Source organism: Bordetella muralis (genome assembly GCF_054781015.1).
The window spans coordinates 1,412,138-1,435,786 of record NZ_BAAGVF010000006.1 but is presented as its reverse complement, the minus strand read 5'-3'; the positions used below and the strand labels follow the sequence as shown (position 1 = coordinate 1,435,786).

Genomic DNA, 23,649 nt, shown 5'->3' with positions numbered 1-23,649 from the left:
GTGTGCGAGCGGGAGTCTACAGCGGGCCAGAGGTTTCTGGCCCCGCCCGTTGTGTTCCACGTTTTATGCACACAAAGATGGCAGTTTATCGCTGTCGGGCTTCTGTGTGTCGTTCGGGACCTCAGTGAGCGCCTGCGGCCGCTTCGGCAGCCCCGCCGTCGCCACCTGCCGCGGTTTTCTTGCGGCCGTGCGCAAACCACACCAGTCCGGTCAGCAGAATGAAAATCACGCCCGAGGCGTAGAACACATCCACGGCAGACATGGTGAACGCCTGTGTATTGATCAGACCGTCCAATCGAGCGAGGGCGGCTTGATGCGACATCCCTACGCCGTTTTGCAGCGTATCGAGCGCTTGGTCAAACGGCTGATGGCCAGGGCTGGCGATTTCGGTCAAACGAGCATGGTGTTGCGTGGCGCGATTTTCCCATAGCGTCGTGGCGATCGACGTGCCGAACGCGCCGGCGGTCAGCCGGGCGAAATTCGATAGCCCGGATGCAGCAGGAATGCGCCATGGTTCCAGGCCTGACAAGGTAATCGAGGTCAATGGCACAAAGAACGCAGCCATCGCGGCCCCCTGGATGACCGTCGGAATCATCAAGGTGCGTATGTCGACATCGGTGTTGAAGTTCGAGCGCATGAAGCACACGAGCGCGAATACGATGAACGCAACGGTGACGATGAGCCGGGCATCCCGGGTCGCCAGCATTTTGCCCACGAATGGCGTCAGTAAAATCGCCAGAATACCGACGGGAGCGGTCACCAGGCCCGCGTAGGTCGCGGTATAGCCCATATTGCTTTGCAGCCAGAGCGGCAACAGCACGACGTTGCCAAAGAACACGCCATAGGCCACCGCCAGCGTCACCGCCCCGACGGTGAAGTTGCGTTCTTTGAACAAGCGTAAATCGACAATGGGGTGCGCGTCGGTGAGCTCCCAGATCAAAAAGAAGACGAATGCGACAACTGCCACTAAGGCAAGCAACTGGATGGTCTGACTGGCAAACCAATCGAGCTCTTTGCCCTTGTCCAGCATGATTTGCAGGGATCCCACCCAGATCACCAGCAACACCAGGCCGAGCTTGTCGATGGGGAGTTTTCTCGTGGGGGATTCGCGGTCGCGGTATATCCGCCAACTGATCCATGCGGCCAGCAATCCCACGGGAACGTTGATATAGAAAATCCACGGCCACGTGTAGTTATCCGAGATCCAGCCGCCCAACAGTGGCCCCGCGACAGGGGCGACGAGGGTGGTCATAGACCAGATGGCCAACGCCATGCCGGCTTTGGATTTCGGGAAACTGGACAGCATCAGCGCTTGCGACAGCGGGATCATGGGCCCGGCGACCGCGCCTTGCAATACGCGAAAGGCGATCAATGCCTCCAGTGATGGCGAGAACCCGCACAGCCATGACGAGAGTACGAACAGCAAGGTGGAAATGATGAATAAGCGGACTTGGCCGAACCGCTGCGTCAACCAACCTGTGAGTGGTACCGTGATGGCGTTGGCGACTGCGAACGAGGTAATGACCCACGTGCCCTGGCTGGAGCTGACCCCCAGATCCCCGGAAATCGTCGGGATCGAGACGTTGGCGATCGAGGTGTCCAGCACGTTCATGAACACCGCAGTCGACAGCGCGATGGAGCCAATGATGCGGGTAGCCCCCTCCAAAGGGGGCGGCGCGCTGGGCTGTCCAGAGGAACGGGGAGCGCTCATGGTTCTAGATTGGCCTTGATGATTTTGTCGATCAATGCGTCTGCACCAGCCTGGGTATCGGTGAATACATGGGTTGACCAGGCGGGTTCGTGGCGCGGCTTGGCTTGTGCGCCGGATGACGTCTCTTTCTGGCTGATGTCCACCTCTACGTCCATCGACAGTCCGACGCGCAAGGGATGGGCTTTGAGCTCCTCGGGATCGAGTTCGATACGTACCGGTACGCGTTGCACGACTTTGATCCAGTTGCCCGTGGCGTTCTGTGCGGGCAGCAGCGAGAACGCGCTGCCCGTGCCAGCATCCAGACCGACGATGGTGCCGTGATAGACGACGTCGTCACCGTACAGATCGGAGATCAGCGTGGCGCTTTGGCCTGGGTGCATGTGGCGCAATTGGCCTTCTTTGAAGTTGGCCTCAACCCAGACTTGGTCGAGGGGGACGACATTCATCAGGGTATTGCCAGGGGCGACGCGCTGGCCGACCTGGACACTGCGGCGGGCGATCAGGCCATCGACGGGGGCAGGCAGGACCGTGCGGGCGTGGGCGAGCCATGCGTCACGCAGCTTGGCAGCGGCTTGCCGGACATCTGGATGATCGGTGACGGTCGTGCCGTTGGTCAGCGCTTGGTTGGTGGCCAATCGGGCCTGAGCGGCGGCCAGTGTGGCCTGAGCTTGCGCCAGGCCGGATTGTGCGGATTTCAGTTCGGTCTGTGCGTGCAGCAGTTCTTCGCCGCTGACGCCACCCGATTTGGCCAGCGTCTGGCGTCGCTGCAGATCGCTTTGCGCGCGTTTCAGGTCAGCCTGCGCGCGCTCGATGTTGGCGCGTTGAACGTTGACATCGGCCGCCAGGGAGTCATTTTGCACGTACAGGGTGCGGACCTGGCGCACGGTCTGGGCCAGTTGGGCCTGGGCTTGTTGCAGGGCGATTTCGGCATCGGCCGGGTCCAGCCGGATCACGGCCTGGCCGGCCGAGACGTGTTCGGTGTCGCCCGCCTCGATAGCGATAACGGTTCCCGGAACCTGCGGGGTGATTTGCACCAGGTTGCCGTGCACATAGGCATCGTCGGTGCTTTCCACATGAGAGCCAAACAAGACCCACCAGATGGCATACAGAACGGCCAGCACAATGAACACGCCAGCGGCGATCAACAGCAGGCGTTTGCGGGCAGGATGAGTTACAGGAGTTGCGGTCATGACGTCGGGGTCCGGGTCGGTCAATGAGAAGAAGAGGCTGCCGGTGTGTCGGCGGTGGGCGCGTAGCCCCCACCCAGGGCATAGGCCAGGTCGGCATCGAGCTGGTAGGCGCGAAAGCGCACGTCGGTATCCAGCCGGGTCTGGGTGAGTACGCCGGTCTGAGCGATCAGCACCGTGAGGTAGTTGCCCATGCCTGCCCGGTAGCGCTGCACGGCCAGGTCATAGGCGGCATCGATGGCTTCGCGGGCCTGGTGTTGCTGGTCGATTTCGCGGTCGATCAGGCGCAGGCCATCGATAGCATTGGCGGTCTGATGCACGGCGTCCAGCACGGTCTGGTTGTAATCCGAGACCGCCACGTCCGCGTCTGCCTTGCGGCCCGCCAGGTTGGCATTGAGTTCGCCGCCATGGAAAATCGGCAACGTGATGGCAGGGCCAATGCCGGCGGTGCGGCTGCCGGCGTCCAGCAGATTGCCGGTCCCGAGGGCTTGAAATCCGGCAAAAGCCACTAGATTGATGTTCGGGTAGAACTCGGCGCGGGCGGCCTCGATCTGGCGTTGGGCCGCCTCGGCGCGCCAACGTGCAGCGGTGATGTCCGGGCGATGGCCCAGTAAGTCGAGCGGTACGTTCTCTGGTATGACACCCGCACGAGCCGACAGGACGACAGGTTGCAAGGACTGGCCACGTATCGGACCAGCGCCGGCCAGCGCGGCGACCTGGTTGCGCAGTTGGGCCAGATTGCTTTCTGTCTGCGTCAGATCGACCTTGGCTGCGGCGACCGATGATTCGGCCTGCTTGACTTCGACTTGTGTGTCCAGGCCTGCGCGTTGGCGATCGCGCGTCAGTTGCAGAACATCGGTACGTTGCTGCAGGATGCGCTGCAGGACTTGTCGCTGCGCAAATGCATTCTGCAAATTCAAATAGCTGCGCACCATAGCGCGGGCGAGCACGTTTCGCGCTGCCTGAGTGTCAGCTTCGGCGGCCGCGCGTTGTGAAATCGCGGCATTGAGCCGGGCGCGGTTTTTGCCCCAGAAATCCAGCTCATAGCTAAAGTCCAGCGCAAGCCGGTTATCCGAAACGACAGATCCCGCCATGGGCGCCTGGTAAATGTAGTTTTCGGGTAAGTGCTCGCGGCTGAGGGAGTAGTTCGCATCGACGCGCGGCATCAACGGCGCGCGTGCGCCGCGCACGACTGCATTCGCCTGAGCCAGGCGGGCCTGCGCCGATGTCATGGACGGGCTGTTGGCCAAGGCCTCATCAACCAGCGTATTCAATTGCGCATCGCCATAGCGGTGCCACCACTGGGTGTCAGGCCAAGACACAGACGCGTTCTGCAAGCCGAGCTGTGTGGCCTCGAGCGGGGCCACGGGCTCGGTGGTCGGGTCCATTGATGCGCAGCCTGCCAGGACCAGCAGCAGCGCCACGGGGAGTAGAGGTTTCATCAGTTGTCGGGAGTAGTCAATCTGACGTTTTGCTGAATATTGTTGATTAAACTGTATTTGCCTAGGCAAGTATTATGGCGTAAAAAAAACCTGGTGAGAGGAATATCCCCATTTCGATCCAGGGTTTGGTGTTGCGTGAAATCAGGGTTCGGGGGATTTTCCGTCCGAGCCGTTGGCCAGCATTCGGCAGAGCAAGTGCCGCAATTGCGAGTGCTCCTCGTTGGAAAAGCCTCGCAGATGATGGTTCAACACGCGGGCAATACAGGCAGGAATGGCTTTTGCCGTTTCATGGCCCAGTTCGGTGAGCTCGATCTTGACGACCCGGCGATCCTCGTGACTGCGTATCCGGCGCAGCAGCCCTTTGCTTTCCAGGCGGTCCAGGGTGCGAGTCATTGCGCCGGTATCGACACCGTTCAAGCGCGCCAGCTCGGCCGGCGTGTCGGCAGTGCCGCGCGCAATCAAGGCGATGGGGCGCCATTGGATGGCTGTCAGCCCCAACGGAGCGGTTTCCATGTCCAGCAGGCGGGTCAGCGAGTGATAGACCTGCTTGATCATGAAACCGACATTGTCGTCAGAGGTACAGCGCGACGTAGCGCGGTAGTGCACAGGCGTGCCGTCATCGGGGGCGGAGCGGGGGGCGTTCATGGAGCGTATTTTATTGCCTAGGCAATAATTGTCAATGCAGAAAATGGCGGCGTTAACAGGCCAAGGCGTATAAGGGTCTAATGCGCCGCCTTGCGCAGCCCCGACCACACGATCGCCGTTACGATCAGTATGGCTCCCGCGATCATGCGCAGGCTGGGTTGTTGCGAGAACAATACCCAGGCAAAGGCGATGGCGTACACCGGTTCCAGTGCAATCACGAGGCCCGCAGTGCGTGCATTGAGCTTTGTCAGGCTGGACACGAACAAATAGTGCGACAGGCCGGTGCAGAAAACGCCCAGCAAGACAATCCAGAACAGATCTATGCCGGCGAGATGCGGCAACTGGCTGGCAGCAAAAGGCAACATGGCCAGCACCACGACGATGTTCTGGCCGCAGGCGACCTGCATGGCGTCCAGCCCGACGGTGGAGCGCCGGTTGCTGAGCGCCAGTAGCGCGAACGACAGGCCGGACAGAATGCCCCAGGCCAAGCCCACCGTGCCCTGGTCAGCGAAATCGAACGACGGCGTCACCAGGACGAGCCCGAGCGTGACCAACCCGAGCACCAGCCATTCCGCCAAGCGGACTTTTTCACGAAACAGCAGGCCCTCGAACAGCGTGATGAACGCTGGAAAACTGGCAAAGCCCAACGTGGCTACCGCAATACCGCCGACCTTGACCGAGATGAAGAACGTCACCCAATGGCCCGCCAGCAGGCAGCCGGCGATAATCAACATGAATAATTGCACGGGAGTCAGCGACGTGAACAGGGGCTTGCGCTGCAACCGCGAAAAGCCGAGCAAAGCGACGACCGCAAACAAGGCGCGGCCCAGCGTAATGAGGGCAGCGCTGGCCTGGATGAGTTCGCCGAAAACGCCTGTCAGGCCGAACAGCACAGCGGCAATGTGGATATAAACTAGGGCGCGTTGACGGGTCATGCGTGAGTCGTGAGGAGCGGGGACCGGATTGGCTTGGTTGTCGCCGTTCCTAGGAACCGACGATTATAGCGGTGTGACTTCGGCCGTTTTGCTGCAGGCGCCGTGCGGGATCTGTTCGTCTTCGCCGTAATGCCGTGGCTTCTTAAAGTCTCTGATGAACCTTCCTCCTCAATTGCGCTTTACTACGATTGTTTCGCCTCGCGTCCTTGGGTTCTTCCTGGCGACGGTGGGAGCCGTGCTCTTTGCCGCCAAGGCCATCGTCGTGAAATTCACCTATCGCTACGGCATCGACGCGGTCACATTGATTGCTTTTCGCATGCTGTTTTCCTTGCCGTTCTTTGCCGCGGTGGCGTGGCGCGAGTCCCGTCGGGCCGCCCAGGGCGAACTGCCCGTTTTGACTGGGCGAGAGCGGGTTGTGCTGTGTTTGCTGGGATTGCTGGGGTATTACTTGTCCAGCTTTCTGGATTTTCTGGGCTTGCAGTACGTGACGGCCAGCCTGGAGCGTCTGATTTTGTTTTTGTCTCCTACGCTGGTGGTGCTGTTGTCGGCCTGGTGGCTCAAGCGTCCGGTTTCGCCCCGGCAATGGGTGGCCATGGTGGTTTCGTATCTGGGCGTGATCCTGGTGTTCGCGCAGGATCTGGCGCATGGCTCCGGTTCCCATGTGGCGCTTGGGGCTTTGTTTATTTTTGGCTCGGCGCTCAGCTATGCTGTGTACCTGATTTGTTCGGGCGAACTCGTCAAGCGCGTGGGGGCAACGCGGCTGGTGGCTTATGCCATGACGGTATCGTGCATCGCCTGTATCGTGCAGTTCTTTGTCGTCCACCCGCCATCCATGTTGATCCAGCCCTTGGGCGTATATGGCTACTCGTTTGTACACGCCACGTTCAACACGGTGATGCCGGTGTTCATGCTGATGTGGGCGGTCGCGCTGATTGGCGCGCCGACCGCGTCGCTGTTGGGTATGGTGGGACCGGTGTCGGTCTTGTTTCTGGCTGCGTGGTTGTTGGACGAGCCGATTACGCTATGGCAGCTGGGAGGAACCGCGCTGGTGTTATGTGGAATATTGGTACTCATGGGCGGCCGCCGTCCAGAGCCAAAGCAATGACGCGGTATGTCGCCGCAGGGCAGTTTGGAAATTCATCACAACATAGGAGGCTGGTATGACCAGCAATGTCGTCAAGGCAATCCGTATTGAGCAACATGGCGGACCCGAAGTCCTGAAACTCGTGGACGTCGAGGTCCCGCCGCCCGCTGCCAACGAGATCACGATCCGCCAACATGCGGTCGGATTGAATTTCATCGATATCTATTACCGTACGGGCTTGTATCCGCATCCCTTGCCGCATGGCCTGGGTTTTGAGGCCGCGGGCGTGGTCGAGGCCGTGGGCGCGGACGTCAAGCACCTGAAAGTCGGCGATCGCGTGGCCTATGGCCAGAGCCCGATCGGCGCCTATGCGCAAGCGCGCAACGTGCCGGCGGCACAGGTCGTCAAGCTGCCCAAGGGCGTTGATTTCGACGATGCGGCTGCGCTGATGCTCAAGGGTCTGACCGTGCAGTACCTGTTTCGCCAGACCTATCGCCTGCAGGGTAATGAAACCATCTTGTTCCACGCGGCAGCGGGCGGCGTGGGCCTGATTGCCTGCCAGTGGGCCAAGGCGCTGGGCGTCAAGCTGATCGGCACGGTGTCCAGCCCCGAAAAGGCCGAGTTGGCCCGGGCCAACGGCGCATGGGAAACCATCGATTATTCGCGTGAAAACGTGGCCGAGCGCGTGCTGGAGCTGACCAACGGCAAGAAAGTCCCGGTGGTGTATGACGGCGTGGGCAAGGATACCTGGGAAACCTCGCTGGACTGCATCGAGCCGCGCGGGCTGATGGTCAGCTTTGGCAATGCGTCGGGACCCGTGTCGGGCGTGAATCTGGCGACGCTGAATCAAAAGGGCTGCCTATATGTGACGCGTCCGTCGCTGGGGCTGCACGTCAATACGCACGAGAAACTGAATGCCGCAGCCAAGGAGATGTTCGACCTGGTCTTGAAGAAAAAGATCAAGGTACGCATCGACCAGCGCTATCGCCTGGAGGATGCAGGCGAGGCGCAGACGGCGTTGGCCGCGCGCAAGACGACTGGGGCGACGGTCCTGACCTTGGATTAAGGGGTAGGCAGTCACAGACCCTCGCGCAGCGCCTGCGGCCTGGCGCGAGGGCCGTGGGGTCTTGCAGTGCCTCATCAATAAAAAACCGGCTTGACGATTTTGACGTCAAGCCGGTTTTTTGCTGGTGGTCAGCGAGCGTTACTGACCACCTTGACGAGCCGTTTCAGGCCACGCGCATTTGCTGCAAAGCGGCGATACGGGCCTGAATGGGCGGGTGCGAGGCAAAAATAGCAGCCAGACCGCCTTTGCCGGCGATACCCGAGGCCTCGAAGCTCTTGGGCAATTCGCCTGGCTCCAGGCCCCCCAAACGGGCCAAGGCGCGCATCATGGGTTCGCGCGAGCCCATCAGTTGAGCGGAACCCGCATCGGCACGGTATTCGCGTTGGCGCGAGAACCAGGCCACGATGATCGAGGCCAGGATGCCGAAGACGATCTCACAGACAATGACGGTGACGTAATAGCCGATGCCGACGCCGCGTTCGTTTTTGAACACCACGCGGTCGATGAAATAGCCGACCAGGCGCGCCAGGAATACGACGAAGGTGTTGACCACGCCCTGGATCAGGGTCAGCGTGATCATGTCGCCGTTGGCCACGTGCGCCACTTCGTGGCCGAGGACGGCGGCGACTTCTTCTTCGGTCATGCTGTCGAGCAGCCCGGTGGACACGGCCACGAGCGAATCGTTTTTAAAGGCGCCCGTCGCAAAGGCGTTGGGCGCACCCTCGTAGATGGCGACCTCGGGCCGGCCGATACCGGCGCGGTCGGCCAACTGGTGCACCGTATCGATGAGCCACGCCTCGCGGGGGCCCCCGGGAGCATTAGGGTCGATCACCTGAGCGCCCGTGCTCCATTTGGCCATGGGCTTGCTCATCAGCAGCGAGATGATGGCGCCCGTAAAGCCCACCACCACCGAAAAAATCAGCAGCGCCTGGACGTTGAGGCCTTGGGCCGTGATCATGCGGTCCACGCCCAGGATGCGGAGCGTGGCCGATAGCACCACCATGACGGCTAAGTTGGTGACGATAAACAGAAAAATGCGTTTCATGCTTGGGGTATTCCTCTGCGAGCGATGAGGGCCTTTTGGACTGGGAAAAAGCACGGCAGTTCCCGTCCGGCCAACGTTGATTTTCCGGACCCGGAGTATAGTAGCGCTTTCCCCTATTTTTCTTCATTTTCATCGCGTAGCCCCCATGCAGGCTCTTTGGATGTTGGTGGCGTCGGCCATGTTTGCCCTCATGGGGTCATTTGTGAAAATGGCCACGGAGTACGGCGCGTCGCTGCCCCAGATCGTCCTTTTCCGTGGATTCCCGTCGGTTGTACTGCTGTTGATCTGGGCTCGTGCCGGACGCCAGTCCATTGTGCCGACCAGTTGGCGCCTGCACGTGTGGCGCAACGTGGCTGGGGTGGCGTCCATGTGGCTGGGCTTTTTTGCGATCTCGCATCTGCCGTTGGCGACCGCGACCAGCCTGAATTACACGGCGCCGCTGTTTATTGCCTGCTGGATGCTGGGATGGGGCGGATCGCAACGCGACCCGGTACGGATCCTGGCCGTGGCGCTGGGGTTTGCCGGGGTGATTTCCATATTGCGTCCCAGCATCAACCCCGACCAATGGATGGCGGCGTTGTTTGGTTTGTGCGCCGGGGCGACGTCTGCCGTGGCGATGATGCAGATCCGCCTGCTCGGCCGCGTCGGTGAGCCCGAATGGCGCACTGTCCTGTTTTTCTCGCTGGCGGTGTGCCTGAGCAGCGCGCTGGGCCTGACGCTCGAGGGTTGGGGGCAAGTCGGTTGGGAGGGCTACGCATCGCTGGTCGGGATCGGCGTGGCGGGCCTGTTCGGGCAACTGACGATGACGCGGGCCTTTGGTGTCGGCTCGGCGCTGTTGACGGCTGCCTTGCAATACACCACGATCATTTTTGCCGCCTTGCTGGGCATGGGGTTCTGGGGCGATCAACCCGACGGTCTGGCATGGGCGGGGATGGGCCTCATCATCGCCGCGGGGCTATTGTCAGTGTGGCGTACCATGCGCATGCCCGCCGGGTCGTGAGACGGGCAGTGGCGACTTTTCGTCGCCGGGCAACAAGCCGAAGGCGCAGCGTGGGGGCTTTGTTATTTTTTTAATTTGCCGGAGCGAAGACGGATGACTACGACCTTGATTTCCGCGACCGAGCTCGCTGCTCGCCTGGATTCTTCCGATCTGCGGGTGTTCGATGTGCGCCACGACCTGATGGATCATGCCGCGGGGCGGCACGCATATGAGCAGGGGCATATCCCGGGGGCGCGCTATCTGAATCACGAAACGGAACTCGCCGCGCCGCGCACGGGCAAAAATGGCCGTCATCCTTTGCCTACGCGCGAGGCGCTGGCCGCGTTGCTGAGCGCGCATGGCGTGGGGCCGGATACCTTCGTCGTCGCCTATGACGCCAGTGGCGGCATGTTTGCCGCCCATTTGTGGTGGATGCTGCGCTGGCTGGGGCACGAGCGGGTAGCCGTGCTGGACGGCGGCTGGCAGGGATGGACGGCGGCGGGCCTGCCTACGAGCACTGAGGGTCAAGCCGCCGGCAGCACCGCGTCGTCTCACGCCGAGCAGACCGAAAATGCCTCGCTGTTGGGCCAGCCATTGGCCGATACGGTTGATGCCGATGCGGTACTGGCAAACCTGGCTGCGCCGGCTTTTACCGTGCTGGATGCCCGGGCGGCGAACCGCTATCGCGGCGAAGTCGAGCCCATGGACCCCGTGGCGGGCCATATTCCGGGAGCCTTGAATCGTCCCAATGGCCAAAACCTGCAGGCAGATGGGCGGTTCAAGGACGCGGCTCAGCTGCGCGCCGAGTTCACAGCGCTGCTAGGCGATCGCGACGCCGCGACGATCGTGCATCAGTGCGGCTCGGGGATTACGGCTTGCCACAATCTGCTGGCCATGGAGGTCGCGGGATTGACCGGGTCGCGTCTGTATCCGGGCTCGTGGAGCGAGTGGTGCAGTGATTCGGCCCGCCCCGTGGCGCGCGACGTGTGACGATTCGGGGAACGGCGCGGTCTCTCAGCCCGCCGTGGGCGCCATTTCCAGAAACCGTGCAATCAATTGCACGGGCTGGCGTTCGCGCAGGCAATAGAGGTATTCATTCATCACGATGGTCGCGTCGGTAATTTCCAGCGTGACCAGGTCGGGGTGTGTCGGCGCTTCACGGGAAGGAATCAGGCTGATACCCAGGTCGCACAGAATGGCCTGGCGTATCGATTCGCGGCTGCCGATTTCCAGGATGCGGCCGACAGTGACGCCGGCGGCCTCCAGCGCGCTCTCTGTCAATTTCCGCGTCATCGAGCCCGGTTCGCGCAGCAGCAGGGCGTAGTGGGACAGGTCGGATAACTGGACCTGGCTGCGGCGGGCAAGGGGATGCTCGCGATGCGTCACGATGCGCAATGGGTCGGCGGCGATCATTCGGCGATAGAAGTGTTTTTCTTCGCTCAGATACGATGAGGTGGCAACCTCGATACGGTAATCCTGCAGGGCTTGCAACATGGCCTGCGAGTTGCCGATCGTGAGCGTCAAATCAATACCCGGGTACCGCTGGCTGTACCGTTGCACCGTATCCATGATGTAAAACGGCCCGGTGGCGCCGACGCGCAAGTGGCCTTCACGCAGCTCGCTGGCGTCACGCAGCCAAAAATCGATCTCGGTTTCCTGTTGAACCAGTTTTTCAGCCAGCGGCATCAGGCGCTGGCCGGCATCGGACAGGTGCATGCTGCGCCCATGGCGATAAAACAGCTCGATGCCATAGCGGGACTCCAGCTGGCGTAGCTGGCCGGTGACGGTAGGCTGGCTGATGCCCAGTTGCGCAGCGGCCTTGGTGACAGTGCCCCAGCGGGCGACAGCGTAAAAAGATTTGAGTTCGGCGACGAGCACAGTGTCCTGAATATCAATGAGGCAAAAGCCCGCACGTTGAGCCCGGGGGCTGCTGCCCCGCAGAGGGGAGGCAACCCGGTGGCTAAAAAGGGACGTGAGGCCAACCCCTAAGTAAACCAAAATTATTTGATATTTCTATTACGACATTTTTGCGTAGTGTCATAAACACACAATACGCGGTTCTCATACTGCCTCTGTCTTTTACGCGGAGGCACTATGCCCCAACCCGGCCAAGCATTTCTTTCTGTCAGGCACCTCGTCAAGCGATTCGGCGCGCATACGGCTTTGGCCGATGTGTCGCTCGATATCCGCGCAGGCGAGCTGGTCTGCCTGCTGGGGCCGTCGGGCTGCGGCAAAACGACCTTGCTGCGCGCCATCGCGGGCCTGGAGCGGCAGGATAGTGGCACGATCGTGTTGTCGGGGCGCGATATTTCTCACGTTCCGCCCCAGGAGCGCGATTACGGCATCCTGTTTCAGTCGTATGCCCTGTTTCCCAATCTGACTGTTGCGCAGAACGTGGCCTATGGCCTCAGCGGTAAACGCGCGCATCGCAAACACGTAGAGCACCGTGTCGAGGAGATGCTGACGCTGGTTGGGCTGGAGGGGGCGGCAAAGAAATATCCCGGGCAGATTTCAGGCGGGCAGCAACAGCGCGTCGCGATGGCTCGCGCCCTGGCGCCGTCGCCGTCGTTATTGCTGCTGGACGAGCCCATGTCCGCGCTGGATGCCCGCGTCCGTGAGCATCTGCGCGTTGAACTGCGCGCATTGCAAAAACGTTTGTCGATCACCACGCTGATGGTGACCCATGACCAGGAGGAAGCCATGGTCATGGCCGATCGTATTGCGGTCATGAATGGCGGCGTGATCGAGCAGTATGGAACGCCGCGCGATCTCTATCGCCAGCCCGGTTCGGCATTCATTGCGGATTTCGTGGGCGAGGCCAACTGGCTGCCGTTCCAGCGCGTCAATGCGCATCGTGCGAGGGTAGGGCGCCAGGAGCTGGCCGTGGAATCGGCGCTGGACTTCGAAGCCGGCAAACTCTTTGTGCGTCCAGAGGCCGTGCGCGTCAGTACGGTCCGTCCCGACGAGTCCAACGCCGTGTTGGCCCAGGTGCTGGATGGTGTGTTCCTGGGCCGCAGCTACCGTCTGGCGCTCCGTCTGGACGGCGTGCCCGGTACGACGTTGCACTCCATCGTTTCCCCTGAAATCGGAGACGCCCTGCTGGGCCCTCACGCTGCCAGCCGTTGCTGGGTGGAGCTGCCTCGCCATGCGATACGCGCCTACGCTTGAGTCTGCGACGACTGAGCCGTCTATGGCGAAGCCGCTTGCGACAGGGACGAGAGTTGTGCCTGACCATCATTTCGCTTCACAGGGAACTCTGGATGCGTTGGGCAGACGCCCCATGCCCGCATGGATTGGTACCTGGGGCCTGAACGCGGGGCAGGGAGCCCTGGTGCTTGGGCTGCTGATTTTCCTGGCACTGCCGTTGCTGGGAATTCTGGCCAAGTCAGTCATGGACAGCGAGGGCAATTGGACGGGATTGTCGGTATTGGCCGGCATCATCGGAGCCGACGGCTTCCTGGCGATGGTGGCGCGCAGTCTGGCCGTGGGCGTGGTGACGATGGCGGTGGTAGTGCCCTGCGCGTACGCGTTTGCCTATGCGCTGACTCGCACGCGCATCGTGGGCAAAAGCCTGTTGCGTACGATCGCGCTGCTGCCATTGCTGGCACCGTCGTTGTTGCCGGGAATTGCGTTGGTGTACTTGCTGGGCAACCAGGGTTTGTTGAAAGAGTTGTTGGGCGGCGTCACGATTTACGGGTTCTGGGGCATTGTCCTCGGCGAGGCGTTTTACACGTTCCCCCATGCGCTCATGATTCTGTTGACCGGCTTGGCGCTGGCCGACGGCCGGCTCTATGACGCAACCCGTGCGATGGGGGCGGGCGCGCTGCGCACGTTCTGGACGGTCACGTTGCCAGGGACGCGCTACGCGGTGTTTTCCGCCTGCTGCGTGGTTTTTACCCTGACTGTGACGGATTTTGGCGTGCCCAAGGTCGTCGGCGGTGACTATAACGTCCTCGCCATGGAGGCCTATAAAGCGGTCGTCGGTCAGCAGAATTTCCCGAAGGGCGCGGCCATCGGCATCATGCTGTTGTTGCCCGCGATCCTGACCTTTGTGCTGGATCGCCGCTTGCGTGCCCGCCAAGGGGCACAAATGAGTGGCCGTGCGCAGCCCTACGTGGCCGAAACGAATCGCAAGCGCGATACCGTGTTCTTGGCGCTGGCCGGCATTGTGGCGGCGTTCCTGCTGCTGATCATCGGTGTGGCGGTCTGGGCGTCGTTCGTCAAGATGTGGCCGTACAACTTGTCCATGTCGCTGCGTTCATATGATTTCAACAATATGGATGGAGGCGGTTGGTTGGCGTGGCGCAATAGTCTGCAGTTGGCGTTCTGCACGGCAGTCGTGGGCACCATGGTGGTTTTCGTCGGTGCGTGGATGATGGAAAAGGTCCCCGCTCGCGGCGTGGTGGCGCGCGGCTTACGCGGCCTGGCCGGCATGCTGGCGCTCATGCCGATGGCAGTGCCGGGGTTGGTGTTGGGGCTGGGCTATATCTTCTTTTTCAATAGTCCGTCGAACCCCTTGAATGTGTTGTACGGGACGATGCCGTTGCTGGTGCTGTGCACGGTGGTGCATTTCTATACCAGCGCCCACTTGACTGCGGCCACGGCGCTGAATGCGTTGGATCCTGAATTCGAGGCGGCCTCTGCATCGCTGAAAGTCCCGCGCGTCACCACCTTTTTGCGGGTGACGCTGCCGATGTGCTTGCCCGCTGCGCTGGATATTGCTCGTTATCTATTCGTGTCGTCGATGACGACCGTCTCTGCGGTGGTGTTTTTGTATAGCCCGTCTACGGTGTTGGCGGCCGTGGCGGTGTTGAACATGGATGATGCTGGATTCATAGGCCCTGCTGCGGCGATGTGCACGGTGATCATGGCCAGCTCCGCCATCGCGGCTTTGGTGATGCATGTGGCCAGCCGCACCCTGGTGGCTCGCACGCAAGCGTGGCGTCGTCCGGTCTCCGTCTAATTTTTCTGGAATAACTATCATGACAGTACCGTCATTGCCCGTCCGCCTGGAGGCGGTGATTTTTGACTGGGCCGGCACCTTGGTCGATTTCGGTTCCTTTGCGCCGACCAAGGTCTTTGTCGAAGCGTTTGCGCAGTTCGGCATGAATGTTTCGCTGGAGCAGGCGCGTGGCCCGATGGGGATGGGCAAATGGGATCACATTCGCACGCTGTGCGACGAGCCTGCAATTGCGAGCCAGTACGAGGCAACGTTTGGCCGCCTGCCCACGGACGATGATGTGACGGCCATCTACGAACGTTTCTTGCCGATGCAGTTGGAAAAGGTGGCGCAGTATTCCGCCGCCATTCCCGGTGCTGTCGAGGTGTTGAATACGTTGCGTGACCGGGGTTTGAAAATCGGTTCCTGCTCGGGCTATCCCCGCAGCGTGATGGATCGCGTCATCGAGCGCGCCGCTACAGAAGGCATCGCACCGGAATACATCGTTGCCAGCGACGAAGTGCCGCGCGCCCGTCCTGCGCCTGCGATGGCGCTGAAGAATGTCGTGGAACTGGGCCTCGCAGACGTAGCCGGCTGCATCAAAGTTGACGATACCGCGCCGGGGATCGAAGAAGGGCGTCGAGCGGGCATGTGGACGGTTGGCCTGCTGCTCTCTGGCAATGCCGCCGGTTTGACGTTGGAAGAATATCGGAATCTGGATGCAGCCGGCCGAGATGCGGCACGTGCACGCGCCAATCAAGAGCTGTCTGGCGTTGCTCCGCATTTTGTGATCGACACCATTGCCGATTTGCCGGCCATCATCACCGAAATCGAGTCGCGTCTGGCCGCAGGCCAGCGTCCCTGAGTGTCTGGGCTGCATTAGGGATGACTTAGGCGCTGTTCACAGCACCAGGCCCTGTTCAACGCGCTCAACCTGAATCAGATCAATCCTGCAGCCTCGCGGCTGCGCCTGTTTTCTGTGCGGCATGAATGCCGGAATCTATCGGAGCAAAAGATGAAACACTACACGCTACTCGCCCTGGCTGCTGCACTGACCGGTGTCATGGGCACCGCCTCGGCTGCGACCACGCTGACCGTTTACACCGCGCTTGAAGCCGACCAGATCAAGGCCTATCAAGCCGCATTCGAAAAGGCCAATCCCGATATCAAGATTCAATGGGTGCGTGATTCCACCGGCATCATCACCGCGAAATTACTGGCCGAGAAAGCCAATCCGAAAGCGGATGTAGTCTGGGGCCTGGCGGGAACGTCGCTGGGCTTGATGGACAGCCAAGGCATGTTGCTGCCGTATGCGCCCAAAGGTCTGGATCAGATCGCCGCCAACATGCGCGATGCCAAGGCCGAGCCGAGCTGGGTCGGCATGGATGGTTTCGCCGCCGCGATCTGCTTTAACACCATCGAGGCGGAAAAGCAGAAACTGCCCAAGCCCGCGTCATGGCAAGACCTGACCAAGCCTGAGTACGCCGGCAAAATCGTGATGCCGAATCCGGCCTCGTCGGGGACGGGCTTTTTGGATGTGAGCGCCTGGCTGCAGATGTTTGGCGAAGAAAAAGGCTGGGCATTCATGGATGCCTTGCACAAAAACATCGGCTCGTACACGCACTCGGGCTCCAAGCCTTGCAACATGGCGGCTGCCGGCGAATTTCCTATCGGCATCTCGTTTGACTATCGCGCCGCCAAGCTGAAAGCCGATGGCGCGCCTGTCGAGGCCGTATTCCCGTCGGAAGGCCTGGGCTGGGAAGTCGAGGCAACGGCGATCATCAAGGGCACCAAGAATCTGGATGCTGCGAAAAAACTGGCGGATTTCTCGGCCAGCCGCGAAGCCAACGAGTTGTACAAAACGAACTTTGCCGTGTTGGCGATCCCATCCGTCGCCACGGCAAATCCCAATCTGCCGGCAGACCTGAGCTCGCGCATGATCAAAAACGATTTCACGTGGGCTGCCACCAATCGCGATCGCATCATCGCGGAATGGACCAAGCGCTATGACGGCAAGTCCGAAGCCAAGAAAAAATAAGTTGGGTTCTTTAGAAATGAAAAACTTCGACGTCATCGTGGTCGGCGCCGGTATGCTCGGCGTCGCTCACGCCTGGGCCGCGGCCAAACGTGGTCTGTCTGTGGCCGTCATCGAACGCAGCCGTCAAGCGCATGGGGCCACCGTCCGCAATTTTGGCCAAGTCATCGTCACGGGGCAACCTCCCGGCATGATGTTGTCGCATGCGCAGCAGGCGCGCGAGCTCTGGTTGGAACTGGCTGCAAAGGCCGGGTTTCATGTACGTGCCAACGGTGCGCTCGTGCTGGCGCGTAATGCCGACGAGGCGGACGTATTGCAGGAATTTGCGGATACGCGATTGCACCAGGAAGGCTATCGTGCGCAGCTATTGTCCAGCCGCGAGCTCGCTCGCCTGTATGGCGGCAGGCTTGCACACCATTGCGCTGCGATACAAGGACACGACGATCTGCAGATCTATTCGCGCGAAGCGTTGCCGGCGATCACCCGCTATCTGGCGGAATCGTTGGGCGTGACGTTCATTACCGGCACGTTGGCGCGTGCAGTGCAGGGCGGTCTTGTCAGTACGACGGCGGGGGATTTTCAGGGCGGGCATGTATTTGTATGCCCGGGGCATGATTATCTGACCTTGATGCCCGAGTTGTTCGCACCGATGGACCTGGAGGTGACGCGGCTGCAAATGCTGCGTGCAGTATTCGAGTCCAATCCTATCGAGCAACTGGACCGTCCGGTGTTGACGGGGCTGTCATGTGTGCACTATGGGGCGTTTTCGGATCTGCCCTCGGCGCAGGTGCTGCGTGACATCATCCAGGAGCGTTCGCCGTATTTGCTCGAGAATGGGATTCATCTTTTGATCAGCCCTACGCCTTATGGGGAATTGATCATTGGAGACTCGCATCGCTATGGGCAGGATGCGCCGCCGTTCAATGATGAGGCAGTGGATAACGCGATGCTCGAGCTGGCCTCGCAGGCGTTGGGGGCACGGTTGCGGGTTGTCGAACGCTGGCAAGGGGTTTATGGGGCGCATGGGCCGGCGCCGTTTTCTGTGATGCCGGTTGATGAGGCTACCACTGTGGCGGTGATGCATTCGGGGGTCGGGATGACGGTGGGATTGGCGATTGGGGAACGGACTGTTGCGGGGCGTTTGGGGTAGTGGGGGTGTTGTTGGCTGTTTGCCGGTGAAGGGTAAGGTTCTTTTGGCGCCAGGCCTCGCCGTGTAAAAGGGGCACCGGGCCTATCGCACGGACTCGGCCCATGACCAGGGGCCTCGGCCTCGCTGCGCGAGGCTGAGTCCGCGCTCTACGGCCCGGTGCCCCTTTTACACGGCGAGGCCTGGCTCGCAGCGTCTCTTATTCACGGCAGCTTTCAACATCTACATGCTCGGCACGTCATCAGCATTTGTGGCAAGCCCTTCGGTAGCGTTGGCGTGCAATTGACAGACGTGGAGTTTTACTAGTTGCTTCGGCTTGAGTCCAGCATTCGTGGTTCATCTCTACTGTGAGTTCCTGCCGGGGGCAAAACGCCACGCGGGCCTTTTGAGCGACGGGCAGTCCCCGAAGGGGACCTCGGCGCCTGGTGTTGCGCCGAGCCGTTGCGATTAGGCCCGCGTGGCGTTTTGCCCCCGGCAGGAACGTGTTCACAGAGAACGTCCCCGCAAGCACAAGATCAACTCTTCAACTACGCCACAGAAGGCGTTAACTCCCGACGCTGCCGACGCCCCTGCAATCCCCACACGGCTGCCAGCAGCGCCAACGCCGGGATATACACCCAGAACTCCGACGGCCGATGCGGATTCGGAATCTGGACGCTGACGACATCCCATCCTTGCTCCCATCCTGCCTTGCGCGCGCGGCTGCCGAATTGCACAGCGCCGATTTGGACTTGGTCGCCCAAGGCTGTGACCATGAGACCCGCGTCGCTGAGACGCTTGCGTCCTGCGGCGACACCGGTGCTGGTATCGCCTTCGGGCAATGGCGATAGCGTCACGGCCACAGTTTTCGTGAGTTCGTCGCCCTCGATGTTCATGCCGTGCAATACTGCGACCAGCCGACCGCTGTCAGGCAGTTCGGATGCGACCTGATTGATCTGGGATGCCGGCAGGCTTTCGTATTTGCCATAGAGATGGTTCATGAACCAGTCCGGCCGGAACAGCATGAACGTCACCAGCAGCAGAACCGCGATCTCGACAGCTGAGCAGCGCACACGGAACCAACCCAGCGTCGCTGCAGCAAAGGTCAGGGACGCCAGGGTCGCGCCAGAAATCACCAACAACAACTCCCACCATCCGTGCACATCGATCAGCAGCAGCAGCGGGTTGAATACAAACATAAAGGGCAGCACGGCTGTGCGTAATGCATAAGTCGCACCCTTGATGCCGGTTTTGATTGGGTCTTCCCCTGAAATCGCCGCCGCGGCGAAGGTAGCCAACCCCACCGGCGGTGTGATGTCAGCCATGATCCCGTAATAGAACACGAACATGTGCACGGCGATGAGCGGGATCACGAGCCCGTTCTGCGCACCGAGTTCGACAACTACAGGAGCCATCAAGGTGGCCATCAAAATGTAGTTGGCGGTGGTCGGCATGCCCAGACCCAGGATCAGGCACACGATGGCGGTAAAGATCAGCATCAGCAGCACGTTGCCCATCGAAACCAATTCGACGAACGCAGTCATGCGCAAGCCCAGGCCGGTGAGCGTAATGGCGCCTACGATCAGTCCTGCCGTACCGCAGGCGATGGCGATGCCGATCATGTTGCGGGCGCCGTCTTCCAGTCCGCCGATAGCCTCGCGCCAGCCACGCCGCAAGGCAGGCGCGACCGGTTGTTGCCGAAACCAGGCCGTGAGCGGGCGCTGCGTGATCATCTGCACCACCATCGCGATGGCGGCCCAGAATGCTGACAGTCCGGCAGAGAGTTCCTCGATACTCAGGCACCATACGAGAATGCCGATGGGGATCAGGAAATGCAGGCCTGCGCGTACGGTGGGCCAGGGTTCGGGACGCACCGGGTTTGTGACGTTGATTTCCTCGGATAAATCCGGATAGCGTGCCGCAACGCGCAGCAGCCAGACGTTCAGGATGACCAGCAGCGCCAGCAGTATCCAGACCGCAGAGGCGCCTGCTACCGCTTTGACACCCATCCCGATCCAGTACACCAATCCCATGACGATCAGTGTGCCGCAAATCCCCATGCCCCAGCCTGCGAGCTTTTGCAATGGCGTACGGGGTTTGCCGCCAGCCATCATCGGCTGGATGCCGAGCTTGAGGGCCTCCAGATGGACGATGTAGAACAGGGCGATGTACGAGATCGAGGCCGGCAGAATCGCGTGGCGAATGATGTCGGTGTAGGGGATGCCGACATATTCGATCATCAGGAATGCCGCTGCACCCATGACCGGGGGCATGATCTGTCCATTGACCGATGATGCGGTTTCGATAGCGCCTGCACGAATGCCGCCATAGCCGGCTTTTTTCATCAGCGGGATCGTGAAGATCCCGCCAGTGACGACGTTGGCGACCGACGACGCAGATACCAACCCATTAACCGCCGACGAGACGACGGCGACTTTGGCGGGACCGCCACGCAGGTGACCCAGCAGCGCGAACGAGACTTGCATCATGTAGTTGCCCGCGCCGCATTTGTCCAGCAGCGAACCCAGCAAGACAAAAATAAAGATGTACGACACAGACACGCCCAGCGCGACGCCGTAGACGCCTTCTGTCGTCAGCCACATATGCGAGGCGAGTCGCTCAATGGAGGCGCCGCGGTGCGCGAGCACGTCGGGCAGCCAGGGGCCAGCCAGTACGTACAGTACGAACACGGCGCCGAGCACCGTCATGGGCAGGCCTAGCGAGCGGCGTGTGACCTCCAGCAGCAGCACCAGGCCGATGGCCGCGGTGGCCACATCCATCGTGGTGGGCTGGCCAGGCCGGCCTGCTAATTCTTTGTAGAACAAAAACAAATACGCACCGCAAAAGGCTGCGACGATTGCGAGTATCCAGTCGTGCCACGGCATGCGATCGCGCGGCGAGCTCTTGCGTGCGGGATAGGCCAGATAGCCTAAAAACATGGCGATGCCCAGGTGCAGTGCGCGCGCCTCGGTGTCGTTGAAAATGCCCCAGCGCAACGAGAACGGCAGCGGCGAGGCATACCAGAGCTGGAACAGCGACCATAGCAGCGCACCTATTGCCAGCGTGGCGCCGGCGATGCCGCCTGCTTGGCGTCCGCCGCGATCGACGTCCGCAACCAACTGCTCTAGATCAGCGGTTGTGGTGGACGGCTCAGTTTTCATCGGATTCCCCTACATGGTTGATCAGCCTGGCAAGCATGCGCGATGTGATAGGTCTTTGACGCAGCCAGGCGAATTGCTGAATACGGTCTCGGGGCGATGCGTTGAGCACGCGCTCCGAGACCGTATCCGTATTTACAGCAGGCCTTTTTCTTTGAAGTACTTCTGGGCGCCGGGATGCAACGGCGCCGACAGGCCATTCTTGGCCATGTCTTCGGCCTTCAGGTGGGCAAAGGCAGGGTGCAGTTTCTTGAAGTCTTCCAGATTATCGAAGACGGCTTTGACGATCACGTACACCGTTTCTTCCGGCACGTCGGCGGAGGTCACAAAGGTCGCGGTGACGCCATAGGTCTTGGTGTCATTGGGATTGCCTGGGTAGAGTCCGCCTGGGATGGTGGCATGCGCGTAATAGGCGTATTTATCGACCAGTTTGTCCACGGCAGGGCCGGTCAGAGACACCAGTTGCGCGCCGCAGGTCGTCGCGGGATCCTGGATGTTGGCAGACGGGTGGCCGACGCCGTAGAAGAAGCCGTCGATCTTGCCGTCGCACAGTGCCGAGCCATGCTCATCGGGCCGCAGCTCAGACGCCAGCGAGAAATCTTTCAGGGTCCAGCCCATCGTGGCCAGCAGTTCCTCCATGGACGCGCGTGTACCCGAGCCCGGATTGCCGACGTTGAAGCGCTTGCCTTTGAAGTCTTCAAACGATTTGATGTTGGCGTCTTTGCGAGCGACGACAGTAAACGGCTCGGGGTGGATCGAAAACACCGAGCGCAGCTTGTCGAATTTGCCGGCGTCTTTGAATTGGCCGACGCCGTTGTAGGCGTTGTAGCCCACATCCGACTGCACGACGCCCAGATCCAGCTCGCCAGCTTTGATGGTGTTGACGTTGAATACCGATCCGCCGGTGGACTCGACAGAGCAGCGCACGCCGTGCGATGAACGGTCCTTGTTGACGAGACGGCAAATCGAACCGCCGGCGGCGTAATACACCCCCGTCACGCCGCCGGTGCCGATGCTGACGAACTTCTGTTGTGCCGAGGCGGGCGATGGCGCGGCAAATGCCAAGGCCATGGCGGCGCACATGGCCGCGAGAGCCCCCGTTTTTCTCTTGTTGTCCAAAGCGGGTTTGACGAACTGACGCATACAAACTCCTTTTGAGGATTTTCCCCGTGAAAACCGCCGGTGTTCCGGCAAATAATGCACCCGAGCCAGGGTGCGTGATGGGTGCGGCGCCTGATGTTCCGAGGCCGCGTGATAGTTAGCGATCCGGTGTTGCGGCAGAAGCCGACCAAAACACTTTGTCGGCATGCATACGTGCTTCGATTTCACTCAGTCGATTCAATACTGCTTCACCGCCTCGGGCAGTGAGGCGGGCAATGAGGTGTTCGGCCAATCCCAGCAATCCTGCCGTCGTATGGAAAAACGATCCGGGACCTCGTCGCGCGGGCCGCTGTCCGACCTGCTCGCGATCCGCGCGATCAAACGTCAGGACGTGTCGGGCATCCGCGGCCAGGGGAGACAAGGGGGTGTCGGTCAAGGCAACGATGGCAACGCGTTGCTGAGCCGCCAGGCGCGCTAGACGAACCGTGGCAGATGGGTAGGGCGCCTGTGAAATGGCAATCAACGCATCGCCTTCGCGCAGGTTGTCGATGGCCTCGGCCTGCAAACCTCCCAGTCCATCGATCAATATGCTGTTGGGTCGTACCAGTTGATAGGCATAGTGCATTTGAAACGCAATGCCAAAGGCCGAGCGCGTGCCTAAAAATCCGACGTGACGCGCCGTGAGCAAGGTTTTGACCGCGGCATCGAATGTCGCCGGGCTGTTTACCGAGACGATAGATCCGATGGCATTGGCTTGTATTTCGGTCAGCCTGTCGTGGCCTGGCACATTGCTTTGGTCTTGAGTCGCCTGCAGTTCTGCAGCGCGTTCACGCAGTGTGCTGGGACGTTCGCCGGCCAAGGCTGCCTGAAACGGCGCCCGAAATGCCTCGTAGCTGTCGTATCCCGTCGCGCGCGCCAGTCGCAGCATCGTGGCTGGCGCAACACCCAAGACCTGGGCTTGGCGCCGCATGGACCACAGGCTGACCTCGGCGGGGTGATCCACCACCCAATGCGCTGCCCGCCGCAGCTCTGGCGGCAATTGATCCAAGAGGTTTTGCAGGCGCTGCAATACCAACGGTGGAGCAGAAGGAGGAGGCATGGAAGAACGGCAGTCCGCTACGAAAAAACATATGAGAACGGATGTGAAATGTAGAAAACGTTTGTTTTTTAGGCAATCAGGGTATTCCTGAGGGAAC

General features: G+C 60.9%; 19 protein-coding genes. 9 read left to right on the top strand and 10 right to left on the bottom strand.

Annotated elements, in window-relative coordinates:
- Positions 1 to 121: 121 nt before the first annotated feature.
- The 5 genes from ACYVIT_RS17530 to ACYVIT_RS17510 all read right to left on the bottom strand — a co-directional run bounded on the left by ACYVIT_RS17530 (position 122) and on the right by ACYVIT_RS17510 (position 5,920).
- On the bottom strand, positions 122 to 1,711 hold the full coding sequence (locus ACYVIT_RS17530) for a DHA2 family efflux MFS transporter permease subunit (RefSeq protein ID WP_415808341.1): 1,590 nt from the start codon (positions 1,709 to 1,711) through the stop codon (positions 122 to 124).
- The gene (locus tag ACYVIT_RS17525) at positions 1,708 to 2,901 is read right to left on the bottom strand and encodes an HlyD family secretion protein (RefSeq protein WP_415808342.1); all 1,194 of its coding nucleotides are present in this window, start codon (positions 2,899 to 2,901) and stop codon (positions 1,708 to 1,710) included. Before ACYVIT_RS17525 ends, ACYVIT_RS17530 begins: the two co-directional genes overlap by 4 nt.
- A gap of 20 nt (positions 2,902 to 2,921) precedes the next feature.
- The gene (locus ACYVIT_RS17520; RefSeq protein ID WP_415808344.1) at positions 2,922 to 4,340 is read right to left on the bottom strand and encodes an efflux transporter outer membrane subunit; all 1,419 of its coding nucleotides are present in this window, start codon (positions 4,338 to 4,340) and stop codon (positions 2,922 to 2,924) included.
- Positions 4,341 to 4,481: 141 nt separating this feature from the next.
- A complete protein-coding gene (locus ACYVIT_RS17515; RefSeq protein WP_415808345.1) occupies positions 4,482 to 4,985 on the bottom strand; it encodes a MarR family winged helix-turn-helix transcriptional regulator in 504 nt (167 codons plus the stop codon).
- A 77-nt stretch (positions 4,986 to 5,062) separates the two neighbouring features.
- Positions 5,063 to 5,920, bottom strand: a complete 858-nt coding sequence (locus ACYVIT_RS17510; protein ID WP_415808346.1) for a DMT family transporter — start codon at positions 5,918 to 5,920, stop codon at positions 5,063 to 5,065.
- A 154-nt stretch (positions 5,921 to 6,074) separates the two neighbouring features.
- Between ACYVIT_RS17510 and ACYVIT_RS17505 the strand changes: the two genes are divergently transcribed.
- Positions 6,075 to 7,025 carry a DMT family transporter gene (locus ACYVIT_RS17505; protein WP_415808347.1) on the top strand — a complete coding sequence of 317 codons (951 nt, stop codon included), beginning with the start codon at positions 6,075 to 6,077 and terminating at the stop codon, positions 7,023 to 7,025.
- A gap of 55 nt (positions 7,026 to 7,080) precedes the next feature.
- The gene (locus ACYVIT_RS17500) at positions 7,081 to 8,070 is read left to right on the top strand and encodes a quinone oxidoreductase family protein (protein ID WP_415808348.1); all 990 of its coding nucleotides are present in this window, start codon (positions 7,081 to 7,083) and stop codon (positions 8,068 to 8,070) included.
- Positions 8,071 to 8,233: 163 nt separating this feature from the next.
- Here the strand turns inward: ACYVIT_RS17500 and htpX are convergent, their stop codons facing one another.
- Entirely contained in the window at positions 8,234 to 9,115 is an 882-nt protein-coding gene (htpX, locus tag ACYVIT_RS17495; protein WP_415808349.1) for a protease HtpX, read from the bottom strand.
- A gap of 145 nt (positions 9,116 to 9,260) precedes the next feature.
- Between htpX and ACYVIT_RS17490 the strand changes: the two genes are divergently transcribed.
- Together ACYVIT_RS17490 and ACYVIT_RS17485 are read left to right on the top strand one after the other, a co-directional pair.
- Positions 9,261 to 10,115, top strand: coding sequence for a DMT family transporter (locus ACYVIT_RS17490; protein WP_415808350.1), 855 nt, complete (start codon positions 9,261 to 9,263; stop codon positions 10,113 to 10,115).
- Between the two features lie 93 nt (positions 10,116 to 10,208).
- The gene (locus ACYVIT_RS17485) at positions 10,209 to 11,084 is read left to right on the top strand and encodes a sulfurtransferase (protein WP_415808351.1); all 876 of its coding nucleotides are present in this window, start codon (positions 10,209 to 10,211) and stop codon (positions 11,082 to 11,084) included.
- 24 nt (positions 11,085 to 11,108) lie between these two features.
- Here ACYVIT_RS17485 and ACYVIT_RS17480 read toward each other — a convergent pair whose 3' ends face one another.
- Complete coding sequence (locus ACYVIT_RS17480) at positions 11,109 to 11,972, bottom strand: LysR family transcriptional regulator (protein WP_415808352.1); 864 nt, start codon at positions 11,970 to 11,972, stop codon at positions 11,109 to 11,111.
- A gap of 216 nt (positions 11,973 to 12,188) precedes the next feature.
- Between ACYVIT_RS17480 and ACYVIT_RS17475 the strand changes: the two genes are divergently transcribed.
- The 5 genes from ACYVIT_RS17475 to ACYVIT_RS17455 all read left to right on the top strand — a co-directional run bounded on the left by ACYVIT_RS17475 (position 12,189) and on the right by ACYVIT_RS17455 (position 18,218).
- On the top strand, positions 12,189 to 13,262 hold the full coding sequence (locus ACYVIT_RS17475; RefSeq protein WP_415808353.1) for a putative 2-aminoethylphosphonate ABC transporter ATP-binding protein: 1,074 nt from the start codon (positions 12,189 to 12,191) through the stop codon (positions 13,260 to 13,262).
- Positions 13,263 to 13,374: 112 nt separating this feature from the next.
- The gene (locus tag ACYVIT_RS17470) at positions 13,375 to 15,057 is read left to right on the top strand and encodes a putative 2-aminoethylphosphonate ABC transporter permease subunit (protein WP_415808354.1); all 1,683 of its coding nucleotides are present in this window, start codon (positions 13,375 to 13,377) and stop codon (positions 15,055 to 15,057) included.
- Between the two features lie 19 nt (positions 15,058 to 15,076).
- Positions 15,077 to 15,898 (top strand): phosphonoacetaldehyde hydrolase, encoded by an 822-nt coding sequence (phnX, locus tag ACYVIT_RS17465; protein ID WP_460478239.1) that lies wholly within the window; start codon positions 15,077 to 15,079, stop codon positions 15,896 to 15,898.
- 150 nt (positions 15,899 to 16,048) lie between these two features.
- A complete protein-coding gene (locus ACYVIT_RS17460; RefSeq protein WP_415808356.1) occupies positions 16,049 to 17,071 on the top strand; it encodes a putative 2-aminoethylphosphonate ABC transporter substrate-binding protein in 1,023 nt (340 codons plus the stop codon).
- A 16-nt stretch (positions 17,072 to 17,087) separates the two neighbouring features.
- On the top strand, positions 17,088 to 18,218 hold the full coding sequence (locus tag ACYVIT_RS17455) for a TIGR03364 family FAD-dependent oxidoreductase (protein ID WP_415808357.1): 1,131 nt from the start codon (positions 17,088 to 17,090) through the stop codon (positions 18,216 to 18,218).
- A gap of 524 nt (positions 18,219 to 18,742) precedes the next feature.
- On the opposite strand, the gene ACYVIT_RS17450 is transcribed toward ACYVIT_RS17455, so the two are convergent.
- The 3 genes from ACYVIT_RS17450 to ACYVIT_RS17440 all read right to left on the bottom strand — a co-directional run bounded on the left by ACYVIT_RS17450 (position 18,743) and on the right by ACYVIT_RS17440 (position 23,552).
- A complete protein-coding gene (locus ACYVIT_RS17450; RefSeq protein ID WP_415806027.1) occupies positions 18,743 to 21,355 on the bottom strand; it encodes a TRAP transporter permease in 2,613 nt (870 codons plus the stop codon).
- Between the two features lie 132 nt (positions 21,356 to 21,487).
- Positions 21,488 to 22,495 (bottom strand): TAXI family TRAP transporter solute-binding subunit, encoded by a 1,008-nt coding sequence (locus tag ACYVIT_RS17445; protein WP_415806026.1) that lies wholly within the window; start codon positions 22,493 to 22,495, stop codon positions 21,488 to 21,490.
- 115 nt (positions 22,496 to 22,610) lie between these two features.
- Complete coding sequence (locus ACYVIT_RS17440; protein ID WP_415806025.1) at positions 22,611 to 23,552, bottom strand: MurR/RpiR family transcriptional regulator; 942 nt, start codon at positions 23,550 to 23,552, stop codon at positions 22,611 to 22,613.
- Between the last annotated feature and the right edge of the window lie 97 nt (positions 23,553 to 23,649).

Coding starts and splice junctions, on each gene's coding strand:
- ACYVIT_RS17445 (WP_415806026.1), bottom strand. CDS start 22,495: ATGCGTCAGTTCGTCAAACCCGCTTTGGACAACAAGAGAAAAACGGGG.
- ACYVIT_RS17440 (WP_415806025.1), bottom strand. CDS start 23,552: ATGCCTCCTCCTTCTGCTCCACCGTTGGTATTGCAGCGCCTGCAAAAC.
- ACYVIT_RS17530 (WP_415808341.1), bottom strand. CDS start 1,711: ATGAGCGCTCCCCGTTCCTCTGGACAGCCCAGCGCGCCGCCCCCTTTG.
- ACYVIT_RS17490 (WP_415808350.1), top strand. CDS start 9,261: ATGCAGGCTCTTTGGATGTTGGTGGCGTCGGCCATGTTTGCCCTCATG.
- ACYVIT_RS17525 (WP_415808342.1), bottom strand. CDS start 2,901: ATGACCGCAACTCCTGTAACTCATCCTGCCCGCAAACGCCTGCTGTTG.
- ACYVIT_RS17500 (WP_415808348.1), top strand. CDS start 7,081: ATGACCAGCAATGTCGTCAAGGCAATCCGTATTGAGCAACATGGCGGA.
- ACYVIT_RS17510 (WP_415808346.1), bottom strand. CDS start 5,920: ATGACCCGTCAACGCGCCCTAGTTTATATCCACATTGCCGCTGTGCTG.
- ACYVIT_RS17450 (WP_415806027.1), bottom strand. CDS start 21,355: ATGAAAACTGAGCCGTCCACCACAACCGCTGATCTAGAGCAGTTGGTT.
- ACYVIT_RS17455 (WP_415808357.1), top strand. CDS start 17,088: ATGAAAAACTTCGACGTCATCGTGGTCGGCGCCGGTATGCTCGGCGTC.
- phnX (WP_460478239.1), top strand. CDS start 15,077: ATGACAGTACCGTCATTGCCCGTCCGCCTGGAGGCGGTGATTTTTGAC.
- ACYVIT_RS17520 (WP_415808344.1), bottom strand. CDS start 4,340: ATGAAACCTCTACTCCCCGTGGCGCTGCTGCTGGTCCTGGCAGGCTGC.
- ACYVIT_RS17470 (WP_415808354.1), top strand. CDS start 13,375: ATGCCCGCATGGATTGGTACCTGGGGCCTGAACGCGGGGCAGGGAGCC.
- htpX (WP_415808349.1), bottom strand. CDS start 9,115: ATGAAACGCATTTTTCTGTTTATCGTCACCAACTTAGCCGTCATGGTG.
- ACYVIT_RS17485 (WP_415808351.1), top strand. CDS start 10,209: ATGACTACGACCTTGATTTCCGCGACCGAGCTCGCTGCTCGCCTGGAT.
- ACYVIT_RS17475 (WP_415808353.1), top strand. CDS start 12,189: ATGCCCCAACCCGGCCAAGCATTTCTTTCTGTCAGGCACCTCGTCAAG.
- ACYVIT_RS17515 (WP_415808345.1), bottom strand. CDS start 4,985: ATGAACGCCCCCCGCTCCGCCCCCGATGACGGCACGCCTGTGCACTAC.
- ACYVIT_RS17505 (WP_415808347.1), top strand. CDS start 6,075: ATGAACCTTCCTCCTCAATTGCGCTTTACTACGATTGTTTCGCCTCGC.
- ACYVIT_RS17460 (WP_415808356.1), top strand. CDS start 16,049: ATGAAACACTACACGCTACTCGCCCTGGCTGCTGCACTGACCGGTGTC.